1 protein-coding gene is annotated in these 1,681 nt (G+C 68.0%); it reads left to right on the top strand.

The genetic code is table 11. The annotated features are described in order from the left end of the window. Window positions 1-1,681, top strand: a 1,681-nt coding sequence (locus FDZ70_10190; protein ID TLM67311.1) for a DUF11 domain-containing protein, incomplete at both ends; no start/stop codon positions are given.

The raw sequence follows: 1,681 nt of genomic DNA, 5'->3' as shown, positions 1-1,681 counted from the left end.
GCTCAAGTACAACGACCTCGACCACGACGGCGTGCGTGACGCCGGCGAGCCGGGTCTCGGAGGCTGGGTGTTCGACCTCACCGGTCACTTCGGCGCATGGTCGTTCACCCGGCAGGTGACCTCGGCCGCGGACGGCACGTTCGCGTTCACGGTCCTGCCCTCCGGGAGCTACACGCTCGACGAGGTGGCACAGGCCGGCTGGACGAACAGCACGCCGCTGCCGATGTCCTTCTCACTCGCCCCGGGTGAGGAGAAGCCGATCGAGGTCGGTAACTACCACGAGGACGTGACGAAGCGCTTCAGCCTGAGCATCGACAACGCGCCGGCAGGAGCCTCGTTCTACGTCATGTACACGGTCAACGGTGGGGTCCCTCAGCACCTCGATCTGACGGGCAGCGGCCCCTACACCGCCAGCGTGGACGTCCCGTACGGCGCGGTCATCACCACCGCGTGGTACGCGTCCTACGCCGGCGAGGAGCTGCTCCTCGGCACGAGCGGTGCCGAGACGCTGTACGAGGACTTCACGAACCGGTTCACCTACGACTCGTCGGTCTCGGGGCACAAGTTCAAGGACTCCGACGGTGACGGTGTGTGGGACACCGGCGAGCCCGGACTCGGCAAGTGGGGCATCACGCTCTACCGCGTCGGCTCTGCGGCGCCCGTGCTCTACGCCCAGACCCTGACGGCCGCCAACGGCCTGTACACGTTCAGGGACGTGCTCCCAGGCACGTACTACGTGGCCGAGACCCAGAAGCCGGGCTACTTCATGACGGTCGGGCCTCAGGGGAACTTCTCGGTCGCGAACGGCACGGCGGCCGGCCCGCTCGACTTCGGCAACGTGCCCGCCAGGGCCGCAATCGACGTCGAGAAGACGGGTGTCGCGCTCGCCCACGTCGGGGACGTCATCACCTACCACATCGTGGTGACCAACACCGGCAACGCGACGCTGTACAACGTGCTCGTCAACGACCCGCTGTTCGGCGATCCGCTCGGCACCATCCCGCAGCTGGCCGTGGGTCAGTCGGTCGAGTTCTGGCCGGACTACACGGTGCCGGCGGGCATCGACCCGATCCCGAACACGGTCGAGGCGATGGGCACCGACGAGTTCGGCGACCCTGCCTACGACGAGGACTCCTGGCTCGTGGACGTGATCCATCCCGCCATCCGGATCGCCAAGACCGTCGAGTTCGACGGCGACGGCATCTACGGCGAGAACGAGATGGGCTACTCCGGCGACATCGCCGCGTGGCGCATCGTGGTCACGAACTCGGGCGATGTCGAGCTGTCGAACGTGATGGTGACCGACGATCACGGCGCCTCCTACGGGCCGATGACGCTGGCCGCCGGCGCGTCGCAGCAGTTCGACTACGCGGGCCCGCTCACCGCGGACCGCGTCAACACGGCCGAGGCGACCGGCATCGATCCGCTCGAGCGTGAGGTGTCCGCGCGCGACAGCGCGGCAGCCGATGTCATCGCCCCGCGGATCGACATCGTCAAGACCGTCGACCTCGACGGCGACGGCATCTTCCACGACTCGGAGACCGGCTACGCCGGCCAGACCGCGACGTGGAAGATCGTCGTCACGAACGTGGGCGACACGGACCTGGCGAACGTGGTGCTCGACGACTCGTCGAGCATGACGTGGCCTCCGTTCGCGCTGCCCGCCGGTGGCGCTCCGGTC

The organism is Actinomycetota bacterium, from assembly GCA_005774595.1.
In the GTDB taxonomy this organism is placed as follows: Bacteria; Actinomycetota; Coriobacteriia; order Anaerosomatales; family D1FN1-002; genus D1FN1-002.
This window is presented reverse-complemented; position numbering and strand designations above follow the sequence as displayed.